Origin of the sequence: Pantoea sp. AG1095 (assembly GCF_003208415.1) — a bacterium.
GTDB lineage: Bacteria > Pseudomonadota > Gammaproteobacteria > Enterobacterales > Enterobacteriaceae > Pantoea > Pantoea leporis.
This window is the reverse complement of sequence record NZ_QKMJ01000001.1, coordinates 671,258-697,834: the sequence shown is the minus strand read 5'-3', so window position 1 is coordinate 697,834 and position 26,577 is coordinate 671,258. Positions and strand designations below refer to the sequence as shown.

Sequence of the window (26,577 nt, the reverse complement as noted above, 5' to 3'; positions counted from 1 at the left end):
AAGCGCACCGCCGTCGCTGCTTTTCCTGTTTAATTTTCAGGAAATAGATCATCATTAATCAGGGCTGTTCAGCCCCACTCTGAAGGATTCAATCGAGGTTAACCGTTGTGATGAAAGACCTGCAACGCGGTATGGATTTACCGCAAATGCTGTTTTCACTGATGTTCATTCTAATCATGATCATCGCCAGTCTGTGGGTGGTGCAGCCCTTTATTCTTGGCTTCGCCTGGGCCAGCATGGTGGTGATCGCCACCTGGCCGTTGATGATTCGTCTACAGCACATGTTGTGGGGACGCCGCTCGCTGGCGGTGATCGCCATGACCATTTTGCTATTACTGTTGTTTATTATTCCTATCGCCCTGTTGGTCAGCAGCCTGATTGATAACAGTGCGCCGGTGATCGCCTGGGCAACGCAGCGCCATCTGGTGATGCCTGACTTCGATTGGTTGCGACAGATTCCCTATGTCGGCAGGAAACTCTACTCGAGCTACCACAAATTAGTGGATGGCGGCGGCGCAGCGATGCTGAATCAGGTGCAGCCTTATATTGGTCGCACCACCGGCTTCTTTGTGGCGCAGGCCGGCCACTTCGGCCGCTTTATGATGCACCTCATCGTGATGCTGTTGTTCAGCGTGCTGCTCTACTGGCGCGGCGAGCAGGTGGGCCACGGCATTCGTCATTTTGCCTATCGCATGAGTGGACGCCGTGGCGATGCCGCAGTGCTGCTGGCCGGTCAGGCGATTCGTGCTGTGGCGCTGGGCGTGGTGGTCACCGCGCTGGTTCAGGGCGTGCTCGGCGGCATTGGTTTAGCCATTTCCGGCATTCCTTACGCCACGCTGTTAACCGTGTTGATGATTCTGACCTGCCTGGTACAGCTCGGGCCGCTGGTAGTGTTAGTGCCAGCGATTATCTGGCTGTACTGGAGCGGCGATACCACGTGGGGCACGGTGCTGCTGGTATGGAGTTGCGTGGTCGGTACGCTGGACAGCGTGTTGCGTCCGGTGTTGATTCGCATGGGTGCCGATCTACCGATGATCCTGATTCTTTCCGGCGTTATTGGCGGATTGATTGCTTTCGGTATGATTGGGCTGTTTATCGGTCCGGTGGTCCTGGCGGTTTCTTATCGTCTGGTTTCAGTGTGGATGCATGAAGCGCCCGAACCGGATGACGATGTGCAGACCGCCATCGAAGCGTTGGCCGATCACGAAGAAGAATTACATTAAGCGTTCCCCGCCGGGTCGCCGTTCATGGCGACCTCATTCACATTAACGCCCACTCAGCGAAGATACACGTTCTCTCAGTTTTACACTGGCCTTACTTTAACCCGCCTAATGCCCCAACATCGCCCCCGCGCATTTCTTACTGATAATAATTTTTTTTCATAAGCGGTTTTTAAGAAAAAACGCAGTTTTAGGCGCTTTAGGCGGAATTCTCTTACGGAATGATTATTTTTACAGCTGAATTGCCGCTTAGCAGGGAAGAAAAAGGCCACGAAAGGTTATCAGCTTTAAACTAATAAGAGGATTCTTAAAGACGCCAGCGAGCCTGATCAATAACATGTTTCCTATGTTTTGAATCAAGCTACTGATTTCTAAACAACCTTATTCCCCTGAGTAAAGTGAAGAATTGCTGTGTGTAGTCTTTGCCCATCCCCTGTGATGGGCTTTTTTTTGGCTTTTTTTTAGACAAAAAAATAAGGCCAGCAGCGCTGACCTTGATAATTACATTAATGACACGTCAAATTCTCATCTGATGCATCAAATTACCGCCTGGTTAATGTTTGGATGCGTTCAGCTCTGCCAAACTCAACCAGGTTTCAACCACGGTATCCGGATTAAGCGACAGGCTATCAATGCCCTGCTCCATTAACCATGCCGCAAAGTCCTGATGATCCGACGGTCCCTGGCCACAAATACCGACGTATTTGCCCTGTTTTTTTGCCGCTTTGATCGACATCGATAACAGCGCTTTCACGGCATCATTACGTTCATCAAACAGCGCGGACACCACGCCAGAGTCACGATCGAGGCCCAGCGCCAACTGCGTCATGTCGTTGGAACCGATGGAGAAGCCATCGAAGTGCTCGAGGAACTGCTCAGCCAGCAAGGCGTTGGACGGGATCTCACACATCATGATCACTTTCAGGCCATTCTCGCCGCGCTTCAGACCGTTTTTCGCCAGCTCGGCGACCACCGCTTCGGCTTGATCGACGGTACGCACGAACGGAATCATGATTTCAACGTTGGTCAGCCCCATTTCGTTACGCACGCGCTTCACCGCTTCGCACTCCAGCTTGAAGCAGTCGCGGAAGTTGTCAGCAACGTAGCGACCGGCGCCACGGAAACCGAGCATCGGGTTCTCTTCTTCCGGCTCATAACGCTCGCCACCCACCAGGTTGGCGTATTCGTTGGTTTTGAAATCGGAAAGACGAACAATCACGCGCTTCGGCGCAAATGCGGCACCCAGCGTCGCAATCCCTTCGGTTAGACGGCCGATGTAGAACTCAATCGGGTCATCAAAGCCTTTCATCATTTGACGAATCTGCTGCTGCAATTCCGGCGTTTGCTGATCAAACTCCAGCAACGCTTTGGGATGCACGCCAATCATACGGTTGATAATGAACTCCAGACGCGCCAGGCCAACACCTTCGTTCGGCAAGCAGGCGAAATCGAAAGCACGATCCGGATTACCGATGTTCATCATGATCTTCAGCGGCAGTTCCGGCATGGTATCGACCTGCGAGCTGGTCACTTCGAAGTCCAGCAGTTCGTCATAGACATAACCGGTATCACCTTCGGCGCAGGAAACCGTGACTTTGTGGCCATCTTTCAGGTGATCGGTGGCATCGCCACAGCCCACCACCGCCGGAATGCCCAGCTCACGCGCGATGATCGCTGCATGGCAAGTACGACCGCCGCGATTGGTGACGATGGCTGAGGCTTTCTTCATGATCGGTTCCCAATCGGGATCGGTCATGTCGGTTACCAGCACGTCGCCTTTTTCAATGCGATGCATCTCGCTGATGTCGTGGATGACTTTGACTTCACCGGCGCCGATGCGATGACCAATGGCGCGGCCTTCGACCACCACGTTGCCTTTGCCCTGCAGCGTATAACGTTCCATCACCTGACCGTTGGAGCGCACCGTTTCCGGACGCGCCTGCACGATGAACAGTTTGCCGGTGTGGCCATCTTTCGCCCATTCAATGTCCATTGGGCGTTTGTAGTGCTGCTCAATCAGCACCGCCTGACGCGCCAGCGCCTGCACTTCGTCATCGGTTAAGCTGAAGCGATCGCGCTGTTCCTGCTCGACATCTTCAATGCGCACCTGCTCGCCATGCTCCTGCGAATCCGCATACACCATGCGCAGCTTTTTTGAGCCCATGGTGCGGCGCACAATCGCCGGACGATTGGCGGCCAGCGTGGGTTTATGCACGTAGAACTCGTCGGGGTTCACCGCGCCCTGCACCACCATTTCGCCCAAACCAAAGGCGGAGGTGATAAACACCACTTGATCAAAGCCCGATTCGGTATCAATGGTGAACATCACGCCCGACGAGGCGAGGTCCGATCGCACCATGCGCTGAATACCGGCCGAGAGCGCCACGCCGCGATGGTCGTAGCCCTGATGCACACGGTAGGAGATGGCACGATCGTTAAATAAGGAGGCATAAACGTGCTTCACCGCGATGATGACCGCGTCATAACCCTGCACGTTTAGGAAAGTCTCCTGCTGACCGGCAAACGAGGCGTCGGGCATATCCTCGGCGGTGGCTGACGAGCGCACCGCAAAGGAGGCATCGGCATCATCAGCAGAGAGTTGTTCGTAGGCGCTACGAATTGCCGCTTCCAGTTCAGGCTGGAATGGCGTGTCGATCACCCATTGACGAATCTGTTTACCCGCTTGCGCGAGCTCAGCAACATCATCAACATCCGTTTTATCCAGCAAATCATAGATCCGCTGGTTCAGTCCGCTTTGATCGAGGAACAGATTAAACGCGTAAGATGTGGTCGCATAACCGTTTGGTACGGAAACACCCAGCGACGACAAGTTCGTAATCATTTCTCCAAGGGAAGCATTCTTGCCTCCCACCCGATCAACATCATGCATGCCAAGCTGGTTGTACCAGAGCACTAGCGACTGTTGGTCTTGATTGGACATTGAGATTATCCTTTTAAATGATGTGAACACACATGGAACATTTTGCTATTCGCCAAACCAGCCTGGCACAACCGATTAATAAAGACTAAGTGTTGAATCGTTAAAGCAGGAAAAGAAAGACAAAATCGGATTAGTACTTAGAATTAATTGTGTTGCGCAACCGCCCTATTTCACGCTAATAGATTGCTGTAGCGATATTTTTCCCCTTTTCAGAGGGTTAGCGATTGATTTTTGTTGCGCAACGCCTTCACACTTTATTTCATGCGCGAAAAGGAAAATGCGCGAAAATAATGCTTTTCAAAACAGCATTTCATCTAATATTGATTATTCGCTGATTCATCTTTGTGAGCGCAATAGCGGACAATATGGATATTTCATTTTAATATTATTTAAAATGAAATATTGTCATCGACAACTTGGGCATTGCCAGGCAAGAGGATATTTGCACTATGAACACTGAACGCAGCGTATTCTACATCTCTGATGGCACCGCCATTACCGCCGAAGTGCTGGGCCATGCGGTGTTATCCCAGTTCCCGGTAATAACCCACAGCGTGACGCTGCCATTTGTCGAGAATGTGCAACGCGCTCAGGCGGTTAAAGCGCAGATCAACGCGCTCTACCAGCAGAGCGGCGTGCGCCCGCTGGTGTTCTTCTCCATCGTCACGCCCGACGTCCGCGAAATTATTCTGGAGAGCGAAGGCTTTTGTCAGGACATCGTGCAGGCGCTGGTCGCGCCGTTGCAGAGCGAACTCGGCGTGGCGTCAATGCCGGTGGCGCACCGCACGCACGGTTTGACCGCCAGCAACCTCGGCAAATATGACGCGCGCATCGCCGCCATCGATTACACCCTTGCGCATGATGATGGCATTTCCCTGCGCGGCCTCGAAGATGCGCAGGTGATTCTGCTCGGCGTGTCGCGCTGCGGGAAGACGCCCACCAGCTTGTATCTGGCAATGCAGTTTGGCGTGCGTGCCGCTAACTATCCGTTTATCGCCGATGATATGGATAACCTGAAACTGCCGCCGGCGCTGCGTGCACATCAGCATAAGTTGTTTGGTTTAACCATCGACCCGGAACGCCTGGCGGCGATTCGCCAGGAGCGCGCGGAAAATACCCGCTACGCTTCGTTGCGCCAGTGCCGTCTCGAAGTAGGCGAAGTGGAAGCGCTGTTCCGTACCAACCAGATTCGTTATCTCAACAGCACCAACTATTCGGTGGAAGAGATCGCCACCAAAATCCTCGATATCATGGGTCTGAGCCGCAGCATGTATTAGGTTTCTCTGCCGGTCGCCATAAGTGGCGACCTCCCGCCACATACCGGGCCTGTATTGCAATCGTAAAGTCTGGCTTCCGTCTGGTTTTAAGACCTTTGTTTTTAGCAGGTTGAATTCGCAGGCTATTAGTTTATTGTGATCACCATCACTTCCCGGTATTTCACCGCTGCGAAGAACAAATTTTTGAGAATCTCAATGAACAAGACTGATGAACTGCGTACCGCGCGCATCGGTAGCCTGCTGACTCCGGCTGCGCTCGCGCATGAACACCCTATTTCGGCAGAGATTGCCGCCAACGTCACCGCTTCCCGCCAGCGCATCGCACGCATTCTGACCGGTGAAGATCCGCGTCTGCTGGTGATTATTGGCCCTTGCTCGCTGCACGATCCTAAAGCGGCGATTGAGTATGCTGAACGTCTGAACGTGTTGCGTGAGCGCCATAAAGATCGTCTGGAAATCGTGATGCGTGCCTATTTCGAAAAACCGCGCACCGTAATTGGCTGGAAAGGCCTGATCTCCGATCCCGATCTGGATGGCAGCTACGATGTAAACCGCGGCATCGCCATAGCGCGCAAACTGCTGCTGGATATCAACGCGCTGGGCATGCCAACCGCCACTGAATTCCTCGATATGGTGATCGGCCAGTTTATTGCCGACTTAATCAGCTGGGGCGCGATTGGCGCGCGTACCACCGAAAGCCAGATTCATCGTGAAATGGCGTCAGCGCTCTCCTGTCCGGTCGGTTTCAAAAACGGCACCGACGGCAACGTGCAAATTGCGGTCGATGCGATTCGCGCCGCGCGTGCCAGCCACATGTTCCTGTCACCGGATAAAAACGGTCAGATGACCATCTATCAAACCAGCGGCAATCCGCATGGTCACGTGATCCTGCGCGGCGGTCGTCAGCCGAACTATCACGCCGAAGATGTGGCGGCGGCAGCGGCCAATCTGCGCGACTTCAATCTGCCGGAGCAATTGGTGATCGACTTCAGCCACGGCAACTGCCTGAAGCAGCACGTTCGTCAGCGTGACGTTGCCGATGATGTGGCGGCGCAAATCCGTGCCGGATCGCGCGCGGTTGCGGGCGTGATGATCGAGAGTTTCCTGCAGGAAGGGAATCAGAAAGTGGTGAGCGGTGCGGCGCTGACCTATGGTCAGTCAATCACCGATCCGTGCCTCGGCTGGGAAGACAGCGCCGAGGTGCTGGCAAAACTGGCTGCCGCGGTCGACAGCCGTTTTTAATGCTGATCTAGCTGGAACAACTCACTTCCAGCGTTTTGCCCCACTCTGGTGGCCGTTGGCGCAACTCTGCGCTGACGGCCGCATCGCTAAACGGTTGCTGTAACGCGCCATGTAGCTTCGCTAACGCCGTGGTCTCGCCGTTCTCGACCTCTTCAATCACCTGCTGTGCCAGATAGTTGCGTAACACCAGCGCCGGATTAGCCGCTTTCATCACCGCCTGACGCTGCGCATCGCTGGCGTGGTCTTGTAACAAACGCTGGCGATAATCGCTGTACCAGCGATCAAAGGCCTCACGATCAATAAACTCATCACGCAACGGCGAACGGCTTTCATCTTGCTGCGTGTCGCTCAGCATGCGGAAGGTCAGCGTGTAATCACTGTGTTCCGCCGTCATCATCGACAGCAAGCCGGTCAGAAGCGTATTGTCATTGGCATCCGCCGTCAGCAAGCCGAGTTTGGCACGCATTTTCTCCCCCCAAACGCGCATCAGCTCACCTTCATAATGACTCAGCGCCTGCTTAAGCTGCTCGGTGGTCATCAAGCCCGACAAGGCATGCGCCAGGCGATTAAGGTTCCACAAGCCAATCATCGGCTGATTTTCGAAAGCGTAGCGGCCCTGATAGTCACTGTGATTGCAGATGTAATCCGGCTGATAGTCGTCGAGGAAACCGTAAGGACCGTAATCCAGCGTTAAGCCCAGAATCGACATGTTATCGGTGTTCATCACGCCGTGCGCAAAGCCAACGCTCTGCCAATGGGCGATCAGGCTGGCGGTGCGTTTAACGATATCGGTGAACCACAGCAGGTAACGATCCGCTTCATCCTTGAGCTGCGGCCAGTGATGGCGAATGGCGTAATCCGCCAGCTGGCGCACTTTGTCTTGTTCACCGCCGTAATAGAAATGCTCAAAATGACCGAAACGCAGATGGCTGTCGGCAATGCGCATCAGCATCGCACCGCGTTCCTGGGTTTCGCGTAGCACCGGTTCATCGCCAATGGCTAACGCCAGCGCGCGCGTGGTGGGAATGCCCAGATGGTGCAGCGCTTCAGACGCGAGGAATTCGCGTACGCTGGAGCGGATCACCGCGCGACCGTCACCCATGCGCGAATAGGGCGTTAATCCGGCCCCTTTTAAGTGCCAGTCGAGCTTACGACCGTTTGCCAGCTGCTGTTCACCCAACAGAATGCCGCGCCCATCGCCCAGCTGTCCGGCCCAGACGCCAAACTGATGGCCACTATAAACCTGCGCCAGCGGCGACATGCCGGGCAGCATTTCGCGTCCTGACCACACGCCATGCCCGCTGCCGGCGAACAGCGCATCATCTAAACCCATCTCTTGTGCCAGCGGCGCATTGTGATAAAACAGCCGTCCACCCGCTAATGGCGTTGGGTCCAGCGCGGTGTAGAATCCGGGTAATTCTTGCTGCCAGCTATTGGTAAATTGCATCGACACTCCGGAAGGTGCGCTTAAATCAGGCACCCGCAATAAGTTATAAGATAACAGAGAGTGTAACGCCGACGCGGCGCGGAAGACAGGCGAAAGGGTTACTGCTGCGAAGGCGTGTGTAAATTCAGGTCGGAATAGATGAGATCGTCAAGACGTTCAGCTTTCACCACCGGGAACAGGCTGCCCTGTAGCTGCGCACCACTCAACGTGGTCATCTTTTCCATCATGTGGTTATCGTCAATACCACAAATAATGATCTGGTCCGCAAAATCGGAAAAATTATTGATAACTGTCTGAATAAAAGGCGTAAACGAGGCGCGCTTGGCCAGGTTGTGAATAAAGGCTTTATCCAGTTTTAACACGCTAAACAGATTATCGTACACCGCGGTTGCCGGTGCTTTTCCTGCGCCAAATTGTGAAAGCGATAAACGAAACTCACTTTGTAATGCTGCAAGCAATGGATGGGATTTACCCAAAGATAATTGCGGAAACGTTTCGCTGATATCTAAAACAATAAAAGGGATTTGTCGGAATTTCCTTAACAGAAATTCGCTGGCTAAAAGTGTATTGGCCATAGAATCATCAATACGTACCAACGCGGTAATTTGATTAATCTCAAAAAAGTCGCGGTACTTTTCCAGCAATGAAAGCTGGCTCTGCAGCAAACGTAATTGCTGCGCATCGTCCAATTGCGGCAACAGCAAATCCTGCGGCAGCGTAATAGGTGCGCTGTCGTGGACAAATTGCGTCACCAGCTCGACCGCAGTCAGCTGGCCCGCCAGAGAGTAAACTGGATAAAACCAGGTTTCCGACTGATAGTCGGCAGACAAATGGACTTTCATTTTTCAAGCCAGAAGCAATGGCAATTGGCGCATCGTATATCAACGAATTCCACCAGGCAATAGGACCAAACGTTTGAAGAGGTGCCGTTTTAGGTCTTATTACGCTGATTTAAGCCGCAAATAATACTTAAGCCAAATAAGCCGGGGTTAATGTCCATACCAATTAAATAAATTTAGCTTTATTATTAGTATTAAATCGATGGCGGGTAAAGTGCCATTTTAAATGATAGTTAAATATCGGCAGAATTCAGATTTAATTCAGGGTGAGATACCCTTTCTTTTTTCGCGTCTTTATTAAGCGATAACAACGCTATTTAGATGCGACGCGCCTGCCAAAATACTTTACGCCAGTAAACATTATCCAGCGACGAGCGGATCACACCCTGGCTGGTCGAGGCGTGAATAAAGGTGTTGTCGGTATCGTAAATACCGACGTGCAAACCGTTTTCTCCACTGCCAGTTTTGAAGAACACCAGATCGCCAGGCAGTAGATCGCCTTTGTCGATGCGCGTACCAATGTCGGTTTGATCAATGGTCGAGCGTGGCAGCTGCATATCGAATTTATCGCGGAAGGTGAGATAGACGAAGCCGGAACAATCCACGCCACCGCGGCTTAATCCGCCATAGCGATACGGCGTTCCCCGCCAGCGGCTCAGCTGATCGTTGAGTTGGGCAATCACGGTGATAGAGTCAGACAAACGGCCATTCGGCGGCGGTGCATGATGGCTACAGCCCGCCAGCAACAGTGTCAAAATCAAAATTGTCAGCCGCATCCGCCTTTCCCTTTCTCCCTTGTCCGGCAGACACTGTAGCGGCAAAGCGCCACGGCACGCAATCCTCTGTCAGGGAATAAACAGCAGCGGGCCTTGTGCGGTATCAATTTGTTCAAACGGGGTTTGGTAAAGCGGCGCTAAATGCGCAGCGGTCAGCACCTCGCTGGCCCTGCCCTGACGGACAACCGCGCCTTGATGCATTAACCACACGCGAGCGGCATGGCGCAGGCTGTGGTTGAGGTCGTGCCCGCTGGCAACAATCGCCAGGCCGCTGCAACACAGTTCAGCCAGCAGCTTATCGACCGCGCGTTGCTGCGCCACGTCGAGTGCACTCATCGGCTCATCCAGTAGCAGGAGTTTGCCGCGTGGATTGATCGCCGGATGAACCTGCAACACCACGGCAGCCAACCGCACGCGTTGCCATTCGCCACCAGAAAGCTGCGTAAGACTGCGCGTCAGTTTGTCCTGCAGCGCTAACTGCGCGAGCACCTCTTGTAACACGCAGTCTGTTTTCGCCGTATGTGCGGTGATATGCATGCGTAAGTAATGCCACACCGGCATTTGTCCCGGCGCCATCTGCTGTTGCGGCAGCCAGCCGCGCAGCGGGGCCAATGCTGCACCGTTTAACGTGGACAGCGGCGCGCCATCCAGCAGAATGCTGCCCTGACTCGGCAACAAACCGGACAGCGCGTTGAGCAAGGTACTTTTGCCGGCGCCGTTCGGCCCCACCAGATGCACTAATTCACCGGCGTTAACGCTAAGTTCAACGGGAGCCAGCCGCCCTGTGACGCTGACTCCCTGACACTGCAATAGCATTTATTCGGCCAGCGCCTGCTCTACACTTTTCAGGATGATGGGATCGTCTGGCGTCATATCCGGTGAGAAGCGCGCAATGACTTTGCCCTGCTTATTAATAAGGAATTTTTCGAAGTTCCACAGGATATCGCCTGGCGCTTTCGGCGCGCGCCCTTTGCTCTCCATGCGCTCGAGGAAACCGCTGCCTTCCGGGCGTTGCGCCACCGGCTGCGCCGCCGTCAGCTGCGCATAGAGAGGGTGACGATGCTCGCCGTTGACATCGGTTTTATCGAACATCGGGAAAGTGACGCCGTAAGTGGTGCTGCAAAAGGTTTTAATCTCTTCGTTACTGCCCGGCTCTTGCTCGAGGAACTGATTGCATGGGAAGCCAAGCACGCTGAACGGCTTATCCTGCCAGGCTTTCTGCAGCGATTCTAACTGCTCATACTGCGCCGTCAGGCCACATTTAGATGCCACATTAACTACCAGTAGCACCTTGCCCTCATAGGCCGCCAGCGTGGTTTTTTCACCGTCCAGCGTAACCAGTTCTGTCTGATAAATGCTCATAGTCGATTCCTGTTGTTGATAACACGTTGCCAGCCAAAGCTAGCGCGAAGACTTCACTAATAACATGATAAACAGCGGCGCGCCGAGCGTGGCCGTTACCACGCCAATCGGCAGTTCGGCAGAGGTTAACACCAGCCGCGCAATAATATCCGCGCCAAGCAGCACTGCGGCACCGGCTAACGCCGCCGCAGGCAACAAATAACGATGATCGCTAAAACCGCTGAGACGCAATAGATGCGGGATAACCAGACCAATAAAACCGATCGCACCCGCCATCGCTACGCTCACGCCCACCAGCCAGCCCATCGCCAGCACCAGCAGGTTGCGCCACAGCAGCAGCGGTAATCCGAGCTGACGTGCCGAGGTTTCGCCCAGCGCCAGCAAATTCAACGTGCGTGCGGTGGCGATCAGCAGCAGCGTTACCGGCAGCAGCGCCAACATCATCCAGCCATAGCGCCAGTCGATGCCGCTAAAGCCGCCCATCATCCAGTACATCAACTGGCGCAGGTCAAGGCTGGTGCTAAAGTACACTGCCCACGTCATGATGGCGCTACAGATAATGCCGAGCGCCACGCCGGTCAGCAGTAAGCGGCTCACTGAGAGTTGTTTGTGAGCGAAGTGCAGCAGCATCAGCGTGATCAGCAGCGCACCGGCCATGGCCGCCAGCGCTAAGCTCCATAGCGAGCCGTTACCGAGCATCACGCCTAATACCAGACCAATCCCCGCCCCGTTAGACACGCCAAGTAAGCCGGGTTCCGCCAGCGGATTGTTGAACAGCGCCTGCATCACTACGCCGCACACCGCCAGCGCTGCACCCACCAGCAGCACCGCCAGCGTGCGCGGCATGCGCAGCTGCCAGACGAATAGATCGCCTTCCGCCGAAAACCATTGTGTGGGGGAGATCCAGCTGTCGCCGGCGCACAGGCTAAGCCCGATGAGCAGCAATAGCAGCGCAATGAGTGCGATGAGCCAGCGCTGGCTGCGGCGATTTGCCTGGGAAGCAAGCTGATCCAGCAGAGTCATAGATAAGATTGGCTGAGAAAACAGAGATTTGATTGTAGTGGGATTACAGCAAAAAGAAAGCGGCGCTGTGGAGGCGCCGCTGGAGAAGCCTTACTGATGCGGAGGAAGCGGCTGACCGTGATTATCACGCTTCTGCTGATTATCATGCTGGTCGTGATGCTGCGGTTGCGGCTGACGTTTGTCGTCCCGGTGCGGTCCATTGCCCGGATGCTGCGCCTGCCAACCGTTACCGTTCCAGTAACCGTGCGGACCTTTGGTGCCAATGCGCTGGTTGTGGTGCTGTTTCCACCACGTTGGCGCGCGCCAGTCGTAGCCATCCCAATAGTAGCCACGTTTATCCTGATCGCCGATATGAATCGAAACGCCCGGTGTATTGATGTTGACGGAAACATTGGCGCTAGCCAGCAGCGGCATGCCTAACAAGACACTTAATAAAATTGCTGTCTTTTTCATTATTCAAACCCTTTGCTCTGTGATGGCGCTGTTATAACAAAAGTGTTGATGTCGTCACTATCGGTTAGGACCGATTTTCGCCCTATTTTCCGGATACTTACTAAATCCTTACATCATGAATAAATCGTGAGGAGCGGCCAGATTTAAGGCAAAAAAAAAGGCCGCTAAGCGGCCTTTTTGTCGTACTGAAATTAGTCAGCATCCTTGGGTGTCGCGTTCTCGACGCGACTTTTCAACTTCTGTCCCGGACGGAATGTCACCACTCGGCGCGCGGTGATAGGAATATCTTCCCCCGTCTTCGGGTTACGGCCCGGACGCTGGTTTTTGTCACGCAGATCAAAATTACCAAATCCGGACAGTTTTACCTGTTCTCCGTTTTCCAACGCGCGGCGAACCTCTTCAAAAAAAAGTTCTACCAACTCTTTGGCATCGCGTTTGCTCAACCCGAGTTTTTCAAACAGGTACTCTGACATTTCAGCTTTTGTAAGCGCCATAGGTTCAATCCCTCAAGGTTGCCTGGAATCGCTCTTTTAATGCCGCAACGCATTTGGCAACGGTCGCGGCAATCTCCTCTTCTTCGAGTGTCCGGCTGGTATCCTGCAAAATCAGGCTAATCGCTAGGCTCTTTTCACCTTCGTTTACGCCCTTACCACGGTACACGTCAAACAAGTTTACGCCAACTACCTGATTTACGCCAACTTTCTTACACTCCGCAATGATATCTGCTGCAGGCACATTTTCAGCCACCACAACGGCGATATCACGACGGTTTGCCGGGAAGCGAGAAATCTCGCGCGCATCAGGCAGGACGCGGTCTGCGACCTTATTCCAAAGCAGTTCAAACACTAAGGTGCGACCATTCAGATCCAGCTTACGTTCCAGCTCTGGATGAACCACCCCGATAAATCCGATTCGTTCGCCGCGTAAATAAATGGCGGCGCTTTGTCCTGGATGCAGCGCCGGATTGGCTTCCGCACGGAAGGAAATCTCATCAAGTTTACCGGTCAAATCCAGCAGCGATTCTAAATCGCCTTTCAAATCATAGAAGTCAACCGTCTGACGCGCCAGATCCCAATGCTCTTCATAGCGATTGCCGCTTAAAACGCCGGCCAGCATAAGATCCTGGCGGATACCCAGATCGGCCTGTGTATCAGGAACAAAGCGTAAACCGCTTTCAAACAGGCGTACGCGGCCCTGCTGACGGTTTTGGTTATACACCACCGCGCCCAGCAAACCGGTCCACAGCGACAGGCGCATTGCCGACATATCGCTGGAGATTGGGCTGGGCAGGATCAGCGCCTCTTCGCCCGGATGCAGCAACTGCTGCAGTTTGGGATCAACGAAGCTGTAGGTAATCGCTTCCTGATAACCTTTATCTACCAACAGATTTTTCGCACGCTTCAGCGACAGGTCGGCTTCACGATGCTGCGTCATGATCAGGCTGGCTTTCACCGGCACATCAGGGATGTTGTTGTAGCCGTAAACGCGCGCCACTTCTTCGACCAGATCTTCTTCGATAGCCATATCGAAACGCCAGCTTGGCGCAACGGCTTGCCACTCACCTGCACTCACTTTCACTTCGCAACCCAAACGCGTCAGGATGTCAGTAACCTGTTCGTCAGCAATCACATGGCCAATCAGGCGATCGAGCTTTTCACGGCGCAGCGTGATGGTGGCGCGTGGCGGCAGCGCGCTCGCGTCAGTTTGGTCGATGACCGGGCCCGCTTCGCCGCCACAGATGTCGAGCAACAGTTGCGTCGCGCGTTCAATCGCTTTGTGCTGCAACGCTGGATCGACGCCACGCTCGTAACGATGTGACGCGTCGGTATGCAGGCCCTGACGGCGAGCGCGGCCGGTGATCGCCAGCGGATCAAAGTAGGCGCATTCGAACAGCACATTTTGCGTCTCTTCATTGACACCGGAATGCTCGCCACCAAAGATGCCGCCCATCGCCAGCGCTTTGTGGTGATCGGCAATCACCAGCGTGTCGCTGCTGAGTTTAGCTTCGGTACCATCCAGCAGCGTCAGCACTTCGCCCTCTTCTGCCATACGCACCACGATGCCGCCGTCGATGCGGTCGAGATCGAAGGCATGCATCGGCTGACCAAGCTCCAGCAGTACAAAGTTGGTGATATCGACCACCGGATCGATTGAGCGAATACCGCAACGACGTAGCTTCTCACGCATCCACAATGGCGTAGCGGCTTTAACGTTGACACCTTTCACCACGCGGCCAAGGTAGCGCGGGCACGCGGCGGTGGCATCAACACGAATCGGGAAGGTATCGTTGATGGTGGCTTTTACCGGCTCAATTGCGGGTGCCGTCAGCGGCAAACCGTTCAATACTGCTACATCACGCGCAATCCCGATGATGCCCAGACAATCGGCGCGGTTTGGCGTGACGCTGATTTCAATGGTGTTGTCATCCAGCTGCAGATAACTGCGGATATCGGTGCCAATTGGCGCATCGGCTGGTAGCTCGATGATGCCGTTGTGATCGTCGGAAATACCCAGCTCAGAGAAGGAGCACAGCATGCCTTCAGACGGCTCGCCACGCAGTTTTGCTGCTTTGATTTTGAAATCGCCCGGCAGCACAGCGCCAACGGTCGCCACCGCCACTTTCAGGCCCTGACGGCAGTTTGGCGCGCCGCAGACGATATCCAACAGGCGCTCGCCACCGACGTTGATTTTGGTGACGCGCAGTTTGTCGGCGTTCGGATGCTGGCCGCACTCAACCACTTCACCCACCACAACACCGTGGAACGCACCGGCAACCGGATCCATGCCGTCCACTTCAAGGCCGGCCATGGTGATTTGCTCAGACAGCGCAGCGCTGTCCAGGGCTGGATTTACCCATTCGCGTAACCAGAGTTCACTGAATTTCATTGGATAACCTGCCCTTATTTAAATTGTTTGAGGAAACGTAAATCATTTTCGAAGAAGGCGCGCAGATCGGTCACACCGTAGCGCAGCATGGTGAGACGCTCCATGCCCATGCCAAACGCAAAGCCCGAATAAATTTCCGGATCGATGCCAACATTGCGCAATACGTTCGGGTGCACCATGCCGCAACCCAGCACTTCCAACCACTTGCCGTTTTTACCCATCACGTCCACTTCTGCGGACGGTTCGGTGAACGGGAAGTAAGAAGGACGGAAGCGAATTTGCAGATTCTCTTCGAAGAAGTTGTTGAGGAAATCGTGCAGTGTGCCTTTCAGGTTGGTAAAGCTGATGTCTTTATCGACAATCAAACCTTCCATCTGGTGGAACATTGGCGTGTGCGTCTGATCGTAATCGTTACGATAAACACGGCCTGGCGCGATGATGCGGATTGGCGGCTGCTGGTTTTTCATGGTACGGATCTGCACGCCTGAAGTTTGGGTGCGCAGCAGACGCGTGGCATCAAACCAGAACGTGTCGTGATCGGCACGCGCCGGGTGATGGCCGGGAATGTTCAGCGCATCAAAGTTGTGGTAATCGTCTTCAATTTCCGGACCTGTTACCACCGCGAAACCCAGTTCGCCGAAGAAGGTTTCGATACGATCAATAGTGCGGGTCACCGGATGCAAGCCACCATTCTCAACGCGGCGGCCAGGCAGCGACACGTCGATGGTTTCCGCAGCCAGACGCGCATTCAGCTCCGCACTCTCCAGCGTCTCTTTGCGCGCGGTAAGGCGGTCCTGCACTTGCTGTTTGGCCTCGTTGATGACCGCACCCGCAGCCGGGCGCTCTTCTGCCGGCAGTTCACGCAGGGTGGTCATTTGCAGCGTCAGATGCCCTTTCTTACCCAGAAATTCGACGCGCACGGCGTCCAGAGCAGCGATATCCGCCGCCTCGTCGATGGCGGCCGTGGCACGAGCCACCAGGTCTGCGAGTTGGGACATGATTTCCTCTTCTTCCAGCCGGGCTGGTCAGTTCTCGTTGGGATCAGATGATCCGATTAAGTGTCGCCAGAAACAAAAAAAGCCTCCACGAGGGAGGCTTTCAGCGCGATTTTTCGTTTCTTTTCTTATGCGCAAAAGCCCCTGATGTTCAGGCGCTAAAGTAAAAAAAGAAACGGAAAATAGCAGCATTCATGCTTGCGTTACCTTGTCATATTTAGAAACCGCACTATTGAAATGCGCAGCGGCCAAAATGTCAATCTTTTGCGTGAGTTGCGGGTAATAAAAAAGGGAGCAAGCTCCCTTTTTCAACTGACTTACGCCAGAGCTGATTTTGCTTTTTCAACAAGTGCAGTAAATGTCACTTTGTCGAATACAGCGATGTCAGCCAGAATCTTACGGTCGATTTCAATAGAGGCTTTTTTCAGGCCATTGATGAAACGGCTGTAAGAGATACCGTTCTGACGAGCCGCAGCGTTGATACGCGCGATCCACAGTTGACGGAACTGACGCTTACGTTGACGACGGTCACGGTAAGCATACTGACCAGCTTTGATAACAGCCTGGAAGGCAACGCGGTATACACGTGAACGTGCACCATAGTAGCCTTTAGCTTGTTTTAAGATTTTCTTGTGACGTGCGCGAGCAATTACACCACGTTTAACGCGAGCCATGTGAGCTCTCCTATATCATATTCTGTGATTTCCCTTCATCTTTCGTGCCGCAGCGGCGTTGGCTGTCTTCATTCATCCCAGTCACTTACTGATGTAAGTTAAGGGATTCATTCAGTTGCCGCCTTGCTGCAACCCGAAATCTTTCGGGGAATTAAACTAAAAAAAATTTACTTATGCGTACGGCAGGCAGGCAATAACCAGACCCAGATCGCCTTTAGACACCATGCCTTTCGGACGCAGGTGACGTTTACGCTTAGTAGACTTTTTAGTCAGAATATGACGCAGGTTCGCGTGCTTACGCTTGAAGCCGCCAGAAGCGGTCTTCTTGAAGCGCTTAGCGGCGCCACGTACAGTTTTAATCTTTGGCATTTTTACAAATATCCACTTCGCATTGTTAATAAAATGAATCAGACAGGCGAATAAAAATCCGCACAACGCAAGCGCTGCGCGGCTTTATTACTTGAAGGCCTACTGTTTCTTCTTAGGAGCGAGCACCATGATCATCTGACGACCTTCGATCTTCGAAGGGAAGGATTCGACAATCGCCAGATCCATGTCTTCACACAGATCTTTACGGACGCGGTTAAGCACTTCCATACCGATCTGCTGGTGCGCCATCTCACGACCGCGGAAACGCAGCGTGATTTTGGCTTTATCACCCTCTTCCAGAAAGCGAATCAGGTTGCGTAGTTTGACCTGATAGTCGCCATCATCGGTACCAGGACGGAATTTGATTTCCTTAACCTGGATAACTTTCTGCTTCTTCTTCTGTTCCTTAGAAGACTTGCTTTTTTCATAAAGGAACTTGCCGTAATCCATGATACGGCAAACCGGCGGTTCGGCGTTCGGGCTGATTTCAACTAAATCTACGCCGGCTTCTTCAGCTTTCTCAATGGCTTCACGCAGGGTGACAATGCCAAGTTGCTCGCCGTCTACGCCAGTTAAGCGCACTTCGGTGGCACGGATTTCGCCGTTGATACGGTTCGGACGTGTTGGTTGTACTCGTTTTCCGCCTTTAATAACCTGTTTCCTCTAATTGGTGAAGATGTCGGCTGCGAATCTCTTGTTGCAGCTTCTCAACAAACACATCTACGTCCATGCTCCCAAGGTCTTTACCACGGCGGGTGCGCACGGCAACTTTGCCTGCTTCCACCTCTTTGTCACCGCAAACCAGCATATAAGGGACGCGACGTAATGTGTGCTCGCGGATTTTAAAGCCTATCTTCTCGTTTCTCAAGTCTGCTTTGACACGAATGCCAGCATTCTGCAATTTCTTCGTCAATTCACTGACGTATTCTGACTGACTGTCGGTGATATTCATCACCACAGCCTGCACCGGCGCCAGCCAACTCGGGAAGAATCCAGCGAATTCTTCGGTCAGGATGCCGATAAAGCGCTCCATTGAACCGAGAATTGCGCGATGGATCATTACCGGTGTCTGGCGGTCGTTGTTTTCGCCGACAAAAGTCGCGTCCAGACGCTTCGGCAGGGAGAAGTCTAGCTGAACGGTACCACACTGCCAGGCGCGGTCGAGACAATCGTACAGGGTAAACTCAATTTTAGGGCCGTAGAAGGCACCTTCTCCCGGCTGATATTCGAATGGAATATCATTCTCTTTCAGCGCTTCTGCCAAATCCACTTCCGCACGATCCCACATTTCGTCGGTACCGATACGTTTTTCCGGACGGGTCGACAGCTTCACCACGATTTTTTCAAAACCGAAGGTGCTGTACATGTCGTATACCATGCGGATACAGCTGTTCACCTCATCACGTACCTGATCTTCGGTACAGAAGACGTGAGCATCATCCTGGGTAAAGCCGCGCACGCGCATCAGACCATGCAAGGCACCTGATGGCTCGTTACGATGGCAGCTGCCAAACTCCGCCATACGCAGCGGCAGGTCGCGGTAGGATTTCAGACCCTGATTAAAGATCTGAACGTGGCCTGGGCAGTTCATCGGCTTGATGCAATATTCACGGTTCTCTGAAGAGGTGGTGAACATGGCTTCTTTATAGTTCTCCCAGTGCCCGGTTTTCTCCCACAGCACGCGGTCCATCATGAACGGACCTTTCACTTCCTGATAGTCGTACTCTTTCAGCTTGGTACGCACAAACACTTCCAGCTCGCGGAAGATGGTCCAGCCGTCATTGTGCCAGAACACCATGCCCGGTGCTTCTTCCTGCATGTGGTAGAGATCGAGCTGCTTACCGATTTTACGGTGATCGCGCTTCGCCGCTTCTTCCAGACGCTGCAGATAGGCAGCCAACTGCTTTTTATCCGCCCAGGCCGTACCGTAAATACGCTGCAGCATTTTGTTGTCGCTGTTGCCGCGCCAGTAAGCCCCGGAGATTTTCTGCAGTTTGAAGTGATGGCAGAAACGCATATTCGGCACGTGCGGACCGCGGCACATGTCGATGTATTCTTCATGTTGATACAGGCCAGGACGATCGTCGTGGCTGATGTTCTCGTCAAGAATGGTGGTTTTGTAGCTTTCGCCACGCTCAGCAAACACGTCACGTGCTTCCTGCCAGCTCACCTTTTTCTTCACCACATCGTAGTTGGTTTCAGCCAGCTGGTGCATACGCTTTTCCAGCAGCTCAAGATCTTCCTGGGTTAAGGTATGTTCCAGGTCAACGTCATAATAGAAACCGTTATCAATCACCGGGCCGATCGCCATTTTGGTGTTTGGCCACAGCTGCTTAATCGCATGCCCTAACAGGTGCGCGCAAGAGTGACGAATGATTTCTAAACCGGCGTCGTCTTTAGCGGTAATAATCGCGACCTGAGCGTCCTCGGTGATCGGATCAACCGCATCAACCAATTCGCCATTCACGCGACCCGCGATGCAGGCTTTCGCCAAACCCGGTCCAATATCCAACGCAATATCCATCACGCTGACCGGACGGTCAAAGCTGCGCTGGCTGCCATCAGGAAGAGTAATTACTGGCATTTCATATCCTTAATTGCAGTGGTAAGCCACACGAAAGCCTACATGCAAAAATGAGTTTCATAGTGTGTAACCCGGCGTGATGTCAGACCCACGTTGTCGGAATGACGCCAGGAATGTAAAGCGGCGATGATAATAGCAGCTTTCGCCGCCGATCAAAACCCGTGCAGAGATTCGCTAAGCTAAAGAGAAATAAAAAAAACCGCTGCGAGGCACAGGCCTGGCAGCGGTGATTCACATCCGTCTCGCTTACATTGAGTATGAGAGCTGGATCGTGGTTTTGGTATCGGTACGATCCGGCGCAGATTCTGGCGGATTATTGTTCCAGGTCACGTTGTAGCCCAGCTTCAGCGCGAAATGGGCATTGATGGCCACCTGCAGCGCGGTTTCTGAGTTCAGCGTGGTGTCTTCACCGAAGCTGCTCAGCACAGAAACACCCTGGATAAATTTGGTGGTATCTGTCAGCTGCCATTGATAGCTCACTGCACCATAACCCAATGCTTTGGTTTCATGGCCGCCATCATGGAAATCGTCGTAACGCACACCCGGACCGAATTCAGCACGCAGTGAGTGAACCGGGCCGCTGAGGATCTGACGACCGTAACCGGCGGTCAGCACATCGCGTGAGTCATAACCGTTGAAACGGTCGCTTAGCCAGCTTGCCTGGCCAAACAGGTAATCAGCGCTATTGAGGTTATAGCGGCTACGGCCACCGATATTGTAAGTCTCAGATGAACGCTCATCGTTTGAGGAGTTGTTTGCGGCGTTGCCCCACAGACTCAATGCGGTATTGGTTTGATACCACGTCATATTGGTAGACGCACTCAGCGAAGAACTGGTGGTGTTTCCAGTTTGAGCCAGGTAACCCGCTGACGCGCTGCCTTCAAACGGCTTTTTCGCCGTTGCAGGGTCATCCATGGAGGTGAAAACGGCGTTATCTGCAAAGGCCTGGTGACAAAATGCTCCAGCAGAGAGCAATAAAACAGCGGACAGCTTGTTAAAGGCTTTCATTAAAAGTAATCCGTACGACAGTTTAAAAAACGAAGAGTCTGAAGCGTTTCTCCGGCCAATCAATGCAATTTACCGTAAGTTTTGTAAAAAAGTATGTATCCGCATAAAAAACCAGGAAAGCCGCTGGACCGCTCTTTTAATGGGACTTTTCCCATTTTCGCTGCGCATTATAGGGGGTACTTACTCAAATAGCAGCCTGAAGGCTACAAGATTTTTCTGAACTCTTTTGACAAAGCTTTACCTGCTATTTTAACTAATGAATTGGCTAAAATTCGCTCTATACAGCGCGCTGGTCTACGCTGAAATCTGTTCGATAACAATGAGGTGAATAATGAGTGGCCATGATGTCAAACGTTACATTGTCACGTTGAAATATCAGGAAAGTGGACTCGGCGACGTGCAGTCAGTGAACAGCGCCATGATCAATGGCGGATACAGCACCACCTTAAGCGATGATGAAGGTCATCCACATGAGTTGGGCACCAATAGCTTCGGCATTGTCAGCGCGTTAGAGGAGCATGAAATAGCAGAGCAAGCCGCGGGATATGCCCAAATCGCGCTCGATCATAAACCTGAGGTCACCGTCATCACGTTAGAGGCGTTTCTGAAACAACAATCCTGACGCAGTGCAAAAAACGGCATCGACGCCAGGTTTGCTCAGGTTTTGCGCGTTACAATCGAACTCACGCAGCGAACAAAGAGGATTACCCGATGTGGTCAGCCATTAGTCGTCTGTTAAGCGAGTACGCCGGTGATGCCGAAATCACCGACCGTCAGGAACTTCCCGGTGGCGATGTCCATCCCGCCTGGCGCATCCGCTATGGCGAGTTGGATGTGTTCGTCAAATGTAACACCCGCGATATGCTCACCTTGTTCAGTTGGGAAGCCGATCAACTCGACCTGCTGGCGCGCACGCAAACCGTTCGCGTCCCGAAAGTGTATGGCGTTGGCAATGATCGTGATACCAGCTTCCTGCTGCTGGAATATATTCCGCCTCATCCCTTTACCGCACAGAGCGCTTTCCAGCTCGGCCAGCAGTTGGCGCATCTACACCAATGGAGCGAGCAACCGCAATTTGGTCTCGATTTCGACAACAACATCACCACCTCACCTCAGCCGAATAGCTGGTTACGCCGCTGGTCAGTGTTCTTCGCTGAGCAGCGCATCGGCTGGCAGCTGCAACTGGCCGCGGAAAAAGGCGTGCACTATGGCGATACCGAACTGATTGTTGATTGTGTGCAGCGCACGTTAGCCAACCACCATCCGCAACCTTCTTTATTACACGGCGATTTGTGGCCCGCCAACTGCGCCGGCAGCGCAGAGGGTCCGTGGTTGTTTGATCCCGCCTGCTATTGGGGTGATCGCGAATGCGATTTAGCGATGCTGAGTTACTACGCCGATTTGCCGCGCCAGATCTATGATGGCTACCAGGCTGTTTGGCCACTGGAAGACGGATTCTCGCAGCGTCAGCCGGTGTATCAGCTCTATTACCTGCTGAATCGCGCCAATGTTTTCGGCGGCAACTGGACGGGCGAAGCGCAGTTCGCCATCGGCCAGTTGTTAGATGAGGATGTGTTGGGCGAACGTCAGGCCAGACCGGCCTGACGTGTTACAGCATGCCGAGCAGTTTCAGCACAAAGTAGCCCGCGATAGCGATAATGATTGGCAGGATATAGAGCGGGAAAATCTGCAAGAAAATGGTGTGACGCGGGATGTGGATTTTCTCTTCCAGCTGCGCTCGCGTGCGCCCTTCACTGCCTTTGGCCTGTTCCATGATCAGCTGATCTTCAATTCCCTCTTTAATATGGCGCGACTGACGCCACATGCGCGCACCTGAAGCCTGCAGCGCTATGCCGACAAAGATCAGGATGTAGATCAGCCAAAACCCGATATTCGCGCCACCGTTAAATTCCGGCACCGGAGAGTTCTGCCAAAACACATTGAGAAACGGCGTATTGAACTTCACCATGTCGACCATGACATGCACAAAATCGAGCATCACGGCATCGATGCCCGGCTGCTTTTCACTGTGCTTAAACATAAAGCCCAGCAGCGAAATAATCGTGGATAACAATGCGGGTATAAAAATCACCCAGCCAGCCACTCGCTTAAGGATGGCGATGCGGCCAGCCTGTTGGTAAGTCATGGTGTCTCCCTGAACCAAAAATAGTTTTGCCTAAGTCTACCTGCACTACTGCAATTTTTCCTGAAAAATGCGTGGCCTGCCGCAAGTCGGCTTTATCCGGCTCTCGTGCTATGGTAAGCCAAATTTCTAAGGGAGCAGTTATATGTCATATCGTCGTCCTGTATTGGCCGCCATCTTTGATATGGATGGATTATTGATCGACTCAGAACCGCTCTGGGATCGCGCAGAACTGGATATTTTCGCCAGCCTTGGCGTGGATATCACCCGCCGCCACGAGTTGCCCGATACGCTGGGTCTGCGCATCGATCAAACCGTGCGCATGTGGTTTGAAGCGCTGCCCTGGAGCGGCCCGGATCAACAGGAAGTGACGCAACGCATCATCGCCCGCGCGCTGGCGCTGGTGGAAGAGACGCGTCCGCTGCTGCCTGGCGTGGAGCAGGCGCTGCAACTGTGCCAGCAGCAAGGTTTGAAAATCGGCCTCGCCTCCGCCTCGCCGCTGCACATGCTGGAGCGAGTGCTGGAGATGTTTGACCTGCGCAAATACTTTGATGTGCTGGCGTCCGCGGAAGCGCTGCCGTACAGCAAGCCGCATCCGCAGGTCTATCTCGACGCCGCAGCCAAACTGGGTATCGATCCGCTTAACTGCGTCACGCTGGAAGATTCTTTCAACGGCATGATCGCTACCAAAGCCGCACGCATGCGTTCAATCGTGGTGCCGGCGGCCGAGCATCGTGAAGATGCGCGTTGGGCGCTGGCCAATGTGATTCTTGATGATTTAACCCAGCTCAAACCCGAACATCTGCACGGTTAATCGCAGCCCGCTTAACGCGGGCTTTTTTATGCAACTTGATCGCGCACGCAAATAAATAAAACATCGTTTCATTTTTATTGAATTCACATCTCATCCTGCCTAAGATGCCCAAAGACCCGCATCGGGACCACTTCCTTTGACTCTTGAGAGGCCTGAGATGGACATTCGTCAAAGCATTCATAGCGAGCATGCCAAAACCCTGGACACGGACGGCTTACGCCGTGAGTTTCTGATCGACAAGATTTTCGACGCCGACAATTACACCCTCACTTACAGCCATATCGATCGCATCATTATCGGCGGCGTGATGCCGGTGCAGAAACCGGTGCCTATCGGCCATGAAGTGGGTAAGCAGCTGGGCGTAAGTTACTTTCTCGAACGCCGCGAACTCGGCGTAATCAACATCGGTGGACCCGGGGTGATTGAAGTGGATGGCAAAACCTGGGAGATTGGTCAGCAGGAAGCGTTGTATGTCGGACAAGGCGCGCAGAGCGTGGTTTTCCGCAGCAGCGATGCCAGCCGCCCGGCGAAGTTTTACTACAATAGCGCGCCGGCACACGCCCATTATCCAGACAAAAAAATCACCCTCGACGAGGCAGTGAAAGCCACGCTCGGCGACGCGGCCACCTCGAACCGCCGCACCATTAACAAATTCATCGTGCCCGACGTGTTGCCAACCTGCCAGTTAACCATGGGATTAACCCGCCTTGATGACGGCAACTTGTGGAACACCATGCCGTGTCACACCCACGAACGTCGCATGGAAGTCTATTTCTATTTCGACATGGCCGACGACAGCGCCGTGTTCCACATGATGGGCCAGCCGCAGGAGACGCGTCATCTATTGGTCCATAACGAGCAAGCGGTGATTTCACCGAGCTGGTCGATTCATGCGGGCGTGGGAACGCAGCGCTATACCTTTATCTGGGGCATGGTGGGTGAAAACCAGGTATTTGATGACATGGACCACGTCAATATCAGCGCACTGCGCTAACAAGGAGCGAATCATGATACTCAACGCATTTAATCTTGCAGGCAAAATCGCGCTGGTCACCGGCTGCAATACCGGTTTAGGCCAAGGTATGGCGCTGGGTCTGGCGCAGGCGGGATGTGACATTATTGGCGTTAACCGCGCCGGACCGGATGATACGCAGGCCAAAGTTGAGGCGTTAGGCCGCCGTTTTTGGTCAATTCAGGCCGATCTGACCAAGCCGTCCATCGTGCCGCAAATTGTTGAACAGGCGGTGGCGCAGGCCGGTCGCATCGATATCCTGGTGAATAACGCCGGCATCATTCGCCGCGAAGATGCACTCAACTTCAGCGAGCAGGATTGGGATGATGTGATGAACATCAACAGCAAAAGTCTGTTCTTCCTGTCACAGCAGGTCGCCCGGCAGTTTATCGCGCAAGGCAATGGCGGCAAGATCATCAATATCGCCTCGATGCTGTCGTTCCAGGGCGGCATTCGCGTGCCTTCTTATACCGCATCAAAAAGCGCAGTGATGGGGTTAACCCGTTTGATGGCCAACGAATGGGCGAAGCACGGCATCAATGTTAACGCCATTGCACCGGGCTACATGGCCACCAATAACACGGAACAGCTGCGCAGCGATGAGTCACGCAACGAGGAGATTTTAGGCCGCATTCCATCAGGTCGCTGGGGCATCCCGGACGACATGATGGGCCCGATTGTGTTCCTCGCCTCCAGCGCCTCCGACTATGTGCAAGGTTATACGTTGGCCGTCGACGGCGGATGGTTAGCGCGCTAGGCTAACCCGTTCTTTTCCCGCGTCATTGTGACGCGGGAAAGTGAAAAATATTAACGCTTCGTTACAGCGTCACCATTCTCATTCACTGGATAAATCCCTATACTGGATGCATCGACAGTTTTATGCAGCCAGGTTTCATCATGACGGCCGAAGGCCATATCATTTTTGCCATTGCCAGCGCCATTTTTGCCAAGCGCGCGGAGCTGACGCCAGTATTGGCCAGCGCCGACTGGTGGCATTTAGTGCCTGCTGCGCTGTTAACCTGCCTGCTGCCCGATATCGATCACCCTAAATCCGTGTTAGGCCAGCGCTTAAGGTGGCTATCGCATCCCATCGCCCGCATCTTTGGTCATCGCGGTTTTACCCACAGTTTGCTGGCGGTGGCGGTGAGTTTGTGGCTATTCCAGATCAATGTACCCGCCGACTGGTTTCTTCCCGCCGACGTGCTGCAAGGCATGACGCTCGGCTATCTCAGCCATATTGTCGCCGATATGCTCACGCCCGCCGGCGTGCCGCTACTGTGGCCCTGCCGCTGGCGCTTCCGTTTGCCCATCCTGAATAGTCAAAAAGGTAACCAGCTGGAGCGCGCACTTTGTCTGGCGCTGGTCGGTTATGCGTTATGGTTCCCGCCCGGCATGCCCTCTTTTGGTGCCAACGGCTGGCCGGAGCAACTGTTCAATACGCTACAAAATGGCGTCGGTCGGTTGGTTAATGGTCAAAACGGTCAATAAGCAGTCGAATCAAGCGTTAAAGTT

27 protein-coding genes, 1 other RNA gene and 1 other annotated feature are annotated in these 26,577 nt (G+C 53.5%); of the genes, 10 read left to right on the top strand and 18 right to left on the bottom strand.

What is annotated here, in order from left to right; all coding sequences use genetic code 11:
* Nucleotides 1-110 precede the first annotated feature (110 nt).
* Nucleotides 111-1,223 carry an AI-2E family transporter YdiK gene (ydiK, locus tag DEU53_RS03390; protein ID WP_101764562.1) on the top strand — a complete coding sequence of 371 codons (1,113 nt, stop codon included), beginning with the start codon at nucleotides 111-113 and terminating at the stop codon, nucleotides 1,221-1,223.
* A gap of 343 nt (nucleotides 1,224-1,566) precedes the next feature.
* Nucleotides 1,567-1,674, top strand: an RNA gene (rprA, locus tag DEU53_RS03385) — antisense sRNA RprA.
* 99 nt (nucleotides 1,675-1,773) lie between these two features.
* Here rprA and ppsA read toward each other — a convergent pair.
* The gene (gene ppsA, locus DEU53_RS03380) at nucleotides 1,774-4,161 is read right to left on the bottom strand and encodes a phosphoenolpyruvate synthase (RefSeq protein WP_110866023.1); all 2,388 of its coding nucleotides are present in this window, start codon (nucleotides 4,159-4,161) and stop codon (nucleotides 1,774-1,776) included.
* A 449-nt stretch (nucleotides 4,162-4,610) separates the two neighbouring features.
* Here ppsA and DEU53_RS03375 point away from each other — a divergent pair, with 449 nt between their 5' ends.
* Nucleotides 4,611-5,438, top strand: coding sequence for a pyruvate, water dikinase regulatory protein (locus DEU53_RS03375; RefSeq protein WP_110866022.1), 828 nt, complete (start codon nucleotides 4,611-4,613; stop codon nucleotides 5,436-5,438).
* 195 nt (nucleotides 5,439-5,633) lie between these two features.
* Nucleotides 5,634-6,680: a 3-deoxy-7-phosphoheptulonate synthase gene (locus DEU53_RS03370; protein WP_110866021.1), complete on the top strand. Its 1,047-nt coding sequence runs from the start codon at nucleotides 5,634-5,636 to the stop codon at nucleotides 6,678-6,680.
* Nucleotides 6,681-6,687: 7 nt separating this feature from the next.
* Here the strand turns inward: DEU53_RS03370 and DEU53_RS03365 are convergent, their stop codons facing one another.
* The 16 genes from DEU53_RS03365 to DEU53_RS03295 form a co-directional block, all read right to left on the bottom strand.
* Nucleotides 6,688-8,127: a YdiU family protein gene (locus DEU53_RS03365; RefSeq protein WP_110866020.1), complete on the bottom strand. Its 1,440-nt coding sequence runs from the start codon at nucleotides 8,125-8,127 to the stop codon at nucleotides 6,688-6,690.
* Nucleotides 8,128-8,225: 98 nt separating this feature from the next.
* On the bottom strand, nucleotides 8,226-8,969 hold the full coding sequence (locus tag DEU53_RS03360) for an EAL domain-containing protein (protein WP_101764567.1): 744 nt from the start codon (nucleotides 8,967-8,969) through the stop codon (nucleotides 8,226-8,228).
* A gap of 314 nt (nucleotides 8,970-9,283) precedes the next feature.
* Nucleotides 9,284-9,742, bottom strand: coding sequence for an NlpC/P60 family protein (locus DEU53_RS03355; RefSeq protein WP_110866019.1), 459 nt, complete (start codon nucleotides 9,740-9,742; stop codon nucleotides 9,284-9,286).
* Nucleotides 9,743-9,811: 69 nt separating this feature from the next.
* A complete protein-coding gene (gene btuD, locus DEU53_RS03350; protein ID WP_110866018.1) occupies nucleotides 9,812-10,558 on the bottom strand; it encodes a vitamin B12 ABC transporter ATP-binding protein BtuD in 747 nt (248 codons plus the stop codon).
* Complete coding sequence (locus DEU53_RS03345) at nucleotides 10,559-11,104, bottom strand: glutathione peroxidase (protein WP_110866017.1); 546 nt, start codon at nucleotides 11,102-11,104, stop codon at nucleotides 10,559-10,561.
* 39 nt (nucleotides 11,105-11,143) lie between these two features.
* Nucleotides 11,144-12,127, bottom strand: coding sequence for a vitamin B12 ABC transporter permease BtuC (btuC, locus tag DEU53_RS03340; RefSeq protein WP_101764571.1), 984 nt, complete (start codon nucleotides 12,125-12,127; stop codon nucleotides 11,144-11,146).
* A 90-nt stretch (nucleotides 12,128-12,217) separates the two neighbouring features.
* Entirely contained in the window at nucleotides 12,218-12,580 is a 363-nt protein-coding gene (locus tag DEU53_RS03335) for a DUF2502 domain-containing protein (RefSeq protein WP_110866016.1), read from the bottom strand.
* Nucleotides 12,581-12,771: 191 nt separating this feature from the next.
* On the bottom strand, nucleotides 12,772-13,074 hold the full coding sequence (gene ihfA / locus DEU53_RS03330; RefSeq protein WP_007892687.1) for an integration host factor subunit alpha: 303 nt from the start codon (nucleotides 13,072-13,074) through the stop codon (nucleotides 12,772-12,774).
* Nucleotides 13,075-13,078: 4 nt separating this feature from the next.
* Entirely contained in the window at nucleotides 13,079-15,466 is a 2,388-nt protein-coding gene (pheT, locus tag DEU53_RS03325; RefSeq protein ID WP_110866015.1) for a phenylalanine--tRNA ligase subunit beta, read from the bottom strand.
* Between the two features lie 14 nt (nucleotides 15,467-15,480).
* On the bottom strand, nucleotides 15,481-16,464 hold the full coding sequence (gene pheS, locus DEU53_RS03320) for a phenylalanine--tRNA ligase subunit alpha (RefSeq protein WP_101764574.1): 984 nt from the start codon (nucleotides 16,462-16,464) through the stop codon (nucleotides 15,481-15,483).
* A gap of 72 nt (nucleotides 16,465-16,536) precedes the next feature.
* Nucleotides 16,537-16,662: a sequence feature (Phe leader region), on the bottom strand.
* Nucleotides 16,613-16,657 (bottom strand): pheST operon leader peptide PheM, encoded by a 45-nt coding sequence (gene pheM / locus DEU53_RS22910; protein WP_106120997.1) that lies wholly within the window; start codon nucleotides 16,655-16,657, stop codon nucleotides 16,613-16,615. It overlaps the preceding feature by 45 nt.
* Nucleotides 16,663-16,778: 116 nt before the next feature.
* Complete coding sequence (gene rplT / locus DEU53_RS03315; RefSeq protein ID WP_007892678.1) at nucleotides 16,779-17,135, bottom strand: 50S ribosomal protein L20; 357 nt, start codon at nucleotides 17,133-17,135, stop codon at nucleotides 16,779-16,781.
* 171 nt (nucleotides 17,136-17,306) lie between these two features.
* Nucleotides 17,307-17,504: a 50S ribosomal protein L35 gene (rpmI, locus tag DEU53_RS03310; RefSeq protein WP_004157374.1), complete on the bottom strand. Its 198-nt coding sequence runs from the start codon at nucleotides 17,502-17,504 to the stop codon at nucleotides 17,307-17,309.
* A gap of 99 nt (nucleotides 17,505-17,603) precedes the next feature.
* Nucleotides 17,604-18,155 carry a translation initiation factor IF-3 gene (gene infC / locus DEU53_RS03305; protein WP_036621995.1) on the bottom strand — a complete coding sequence of 184 codons (552 nt, stop codon included), beginning with the start codon at nucleotides 18,153-18,155 and terminating at the stop codon, nucleotides 17,604-17,606.
* Nucleotides 18,151-20,088, bottom strand: a complete 1,938-nt coding sequence (gene thrS / locus DEU53_RS03300; protein ID WP_101764575.1) for a threonine--tRNA ligase — start codon at nucleotides 20,086-20,088, stop codon at nucleotides 18,151-18,153. The genes infC and thrS overlap by 5 nt, the downstream gene beginning before the upstream one ends.
* Nucleotides 20,089-20,334: 246 nt before the next feature.
* Nucleotides 20,335-21,096, bottom strand: coding sequence for a YdiY family protein (locus DEU53_RS03295; RefSeq protein ID WP_101764576.1), 762 nt, complete (start codon nucleotides 21,094-21,096; stop codon nucleotides 20,335-20,337).
* Between the two features lie 331 nt (nucleotides 21,097-21,427).
* Between DEU53_RS03295 and ghoS the strand changes: the two genes are divergently transcribed.
* Together ghoS and DEU53_RS03285 are read left to right on the top strand one after the other, a co-directional pair.
* Nucleotides 21,428-21,718: a type V toxin-antitoxin system endoribonuclease antitoxin GhoS gene (ghoS, locus tag DEU53_RS03290; RefSeq protein ID WP_110866014.1), complete on the top strand. Its 291-nt coding sequence runs from the start codon at nucleotides 21,428-21,430 to the stop codon at nucleotides 21,716-21,718.
* Between the two features lie 89 nt (nucleotides 21,719-21,807).
* A complete protein-coding gene (locus tag DEU53_RS03285; protein ID WP_110866013.1) occupies nucleotides 21,808-22,701 on the top strand; it encodes a fructosamine kinase family protein in 894 nt (297 codons plus the stop codon).
* A 4-nt stretch (nucleotides 22,702-22,705) separates the two neighbouring features.
* On the opposite strand, the gene DEU53_RS03280 is transcribed toward DEU53_RS03285, so the two are convergent.
* The gene (locus DEU53_RS03280) at nucleotides 22,706-23,242 is read right to left on the bottom strand and encodes a YniB family protein (protein WP_110866012.1); all 537 of its coding nucleotides are present in this window, start codon (nucleotides 23,240-23,242) and stop codon (nucleotides 22,706-22,708) included.
* Between the two features lie 142 nt (nucleotides 23,243-23,384).
* Here DEU53_RS03280 and hxpB point away from each other — a divergent pair, with 142 nt between their 5' ends.
* From hxpB to DEU53_RS03260, 4 genes are all read left to right on the top strand, one after another.
* Nucleotides 23,385-24,053 carry a hexitol phosphatase HxpB gene (gene hxpB / locus DEU53_RS03275; protein ID WP_101764580.1) on the top strand — a complete coding sequence of 223 codons (669 nt, stop codon included), beginning with the start codon at nucleotides 23,385-23,387 and terminating at the stop codon, nucleotides 24,051-24,053.
* Between the two features lie 157 nt (nucleotides 24,054-24,210).
* Nucleotides 24,211-25,047: a 5-dehydro-4-deoxy-D-glucuronate isomerase gene (kduI, locus tag DEU53_RS03270; protein ID WP_110866011.1), complete on the top strand. Its 837-nt coding sequence runs from the start codon at nucleotides 24,211-24,213 to the stop codon at nucleotides 25,045-25,047.
* Nucleotides 25,048-25,060: 13 nt separating this feature from the next.
* Nucleotides 25,061-25,822, top strand: coding sequence for a 2-dehydro-3-deoxy-D-gluconate 5-dehydrogenase KduD (gene kduD, locus DEU53_RS03265; protein WP_110866010.1), 762 nt, complete (start codon nucleotides 25,061-25,063; stop codon nucleotides 25,820-25,822).
* Nucleotides 25,823-25,962: 140 nt separating this feature from the next.
* Nucleotides 25,963-26,553 carry a metal-dependent hydrolase gene (locus DEU53_RS03260; protein WP_110866437.1) on the top strand — a complete coding sequence of 197 codons (591 nt, stop codon included), beginning with the start codon at nucleotides 25,963-25,965 and terminating at the stop codon, nucleotides 26,551-26,553.
* Nucleotides 26,554-26,577: the final 24 nt, after the last annotated feature.

Bases quoted from the DNA above. Each gene is read 5' to 3' on its own strand.
- hxpB (WP_101764580.1), top strand. From the start codon at position 23,385: ATGTCATATCGTCGTCCTGTATTGGCCGCCATCTTTGATATGGATGGA.
- pheT (WP_110866015.1), bottom strand. From the start codon at position 15,466: ATGAAATTCAGTGAACTCTGGTTACGCGAATGGGTAAATCCAGCCCTG.
- DEU53_RS03345 (WP_110866017.1), bottom strand. From the start codon at position 11,104: ATGAGCATTTATCAGACAGAACTGGTTACGCTGGACGGTGAAAAAACC.
- DEU53_RS03355 (WP_110866019.1), bottom strand. From the start codon at position 9,742: ATGCGGCTGACAATTTTGATTTTGACACTGTTGCTGGCGGGCTGTAGC.
- DEU53_RS03285 (WP_110866013.1), top strand. From the start codon at position 21,808: ATGTGGTCAGCCATTAGTCGTCTGTTAAGCGAGTACGCCGGTGATGCC.
- ghoS (WP_110866014.1), top strand. From the start codon at position 21,428: ATGAGTGGCCATGATGTCAAACGTTACATTGTCACGTTGAAATATCAG.
- ihfA (WP_007892687.1), bottom strand. From the start codon at position 13,074: ATGGCGCTTACAAAAGCTGAAATGTCAGAGTACCTGTTTGAAAAACTC.
- rplT (WP_007892678.1), bottom strand. From the start codon at position 17,135: ATGGCTCGCGTTAAACGTGGTGTAATTGCTCGCGCACGTCACAAGAAA.
- DEU53_RS03280 (WP_110866012.1), bottom strand. From the start codon at position 23,242: ATGACTTACCAACAGGCTGGCCGCATCGCCATCCTTAAGCGAGTGGCT.
- kduI (WP_110866011.1), top strand. From the start codon at position 24,211: ATGGACATTCGTCAAAGCATTCATAGCGAGCATGCCAAAACCCTGGAC.
- ydiK (WP_101764562.1), top strand. From the start codon at position 111: ATGAAAGACCTGCAACGCGGTATGGATTTACCGCAAATGCTGTTTTCA.
- DEU53_RS03360 (WP_101764567.1), bottom strand. From the start codon at position 8,969: ATGAAAGTCCATTTGTCTGCCGACTATCAGTCGGAAACCTGGTTTTAT.
- DEU53_RS03375 (WP_110866022.1), top strand. From the start codon at position 4,611: ATGAACACTGAACGCAGCGTATTCTACATCTCTGATGGCACCGCCATT.
- ppsA (WP_110866023.1), bottom strand. From the start codon at position 4,161: ATGTCCAATCAAGACCAACAGTCGCTAGTGCTCTGGTACAACCAGCTT.
- kduD (WP_110866010.1), top strand. From the start codon at position 25,061: ATGATACTCAACGCATTTAATCTTGCAGGCAAAATCGCGCTGGTCACC.
- btuD (WP_110866018.1), bottom strand. From the start codon at position 10,558: ATGCTATTGCAGTGTCAGGGAGTCAGCGTCACAGGGCGGCTGGCTCCC.
- DEU53_RS03370 (WP_110866021.1), top strand. From the start codon at position 5,634: ATGAACAAGACTGATGAACTGCGTACCGCGCGCATCGGTAGCCTGCTG.
- btuC (WP_101764571.1), bottom strand. From the start codon at position 12,127: ATGACTCTGCTGGATCAGCTTGCTTCCCAGGCAAATCGCCGCAGCCAG.
- thrS (WP_101764575.1), bottom strand. From the start codon at position 20,088: ATGCCAGTAATTACTCTTCCTGATGGCAGCCAGCGCAGCTTTGACCGT.
- DEU53_RS03365 (WP_110866020.1), bottom strand. From the start codon at position 8,127: ATGCAATTTACCAATAGCTGGCAGCAAGAATTACCCGGATTCTACACC.
- DEU53_RS03295 (WP_101764576.1), bottom strand. From the start codon at position 21,096: ATGAAAGCCTTTAACAAGCTGTCCGCTGTTTTATTGCTCTCTGCTGGA.
- DEU53_RS03335 (WP_110866016.1), bottom strand. From the start codon at position 12,580: ATGAAAAAGACAGCAATTTTATTAAGTGTCTTGTTAGGCATGCCGCTG.
- pheS (WP_101764574.1), bottom strand. From the start codon at position 16,464: ATGTCCCAACTCGCAGACCTGGTGGCTCGTGCCACGGCCGCCATCGAC.
- DEU53_RS03260 (WP_110866437.1), top strand. From the start codon at position 25,963: ATGACGGCCGAAGGCCATATCATTTTTGCCATTGCCAGCGCCATTTTT.
- rpmI (WP_004157374.1), bottom strand. From the start codon at position 17,504: ATGCCAAAGATTAAAACTGTACGTGGCGCCGCTAAGCGCTTCAAGAAG.